The sequence below is a fragment of the Pseudoalteromonas sp. NZS127 genome (assembly GCF_015864805.1).
Lineage (GTDB): Bacteria > Pseudomonadota > Gammaproteobacteria > Enterobacterales > Alteromonadaceae > Pseudoalteromonas > Pseudoalteromonas nigrifaciens.
This window is the reverse complement of the sequence record NZ_JADYWN010000064.1, coordinates 1-803: the sequence shown is the minus strand read 5'-3', so window position 1 is coordinate 803 and position 803 is coordinate 1. Positions and strand designations below refer to the sequence as shown.

At 59.3% G+C, this 803-nt stretch carries 1 protein-coding gene; it reads left to right on the top strand.

Annotated features, from left to right (window positions below; genetic code table 11):
- Positions 1-288: 288 nt before the first annotated feature.
- Positions 289-803: hypothetical protein (locus tag I6E78_RS18435; protein ID WP_197183118.1), on the top strand; the 515-nt coding region annotated here is incomplete at its 3' end.

Below are 803 nucleotides of genomic sequence, written 5' to 3'. Positions count from 1 at the left end.
GGTGGGTTTGGCCGAGGACGATCCAGGTGTGCAGGGAGTCCTGCGCGTCGATCTCCAGCTTGATGGCGGCCATTTCGAGCCACTTGGTGCTGACGGTGAGTTTGCGGGTCATCTGGTGCTTTCGTTGGTTTGTCGTTACTGACAACTGAACTTTACCGACAAGTGTGAACAACGACAAGTTTTTTCGCAAAAGGTCACAAACTTTTGTCGGGTATTACGCAAACGCGAAATTTCGCATACACTTCAGTCCGCTCACCGAGCAACTTAAATTTTCAAACTGGAGCACTCATGAACATCGAAGACCGCCTGGAATCCATCGACACATCGCTGAAGACCCTTGTCACCATCCTGCAGAGCGCAGGCACCATCACCGCCGTGGCCGGCGCCCCTGAAGCCGCTGCTGCAGCGCCTACCGCAGAGACCAAGAAGCCCCGCACCAAGAAGACCGACGAGCCTGCCACCAAGGCCGACCTTGTGGACGGCGACCCCGAGGGCACGCGCTACTGGGTGAGCGAAGAAACACAGACCGCCTACGCCCAGAAGCCCGGCGACCCAGACCCCAAGGATCAGTCCTTCAAGATTGAGTCCTCGGCCCAGTACCTTGCCAAGAAGGCAGAGTTCGCAAAAAAGGCCCAAGACGCGGCTGCTGCAGCGGCGTCCCAAGCCAGTGCTACTTCCGCGCCTTCTGCAACAGCCCAACAGGACACTGCCTCGGCCGCGACTTCGGACGCTGACTGGGACACGGTGTTCCGCGCCATCAAGGAACTGTCCACGGCGCCCAGCGGCGGTCGTGAGGCGGTGCT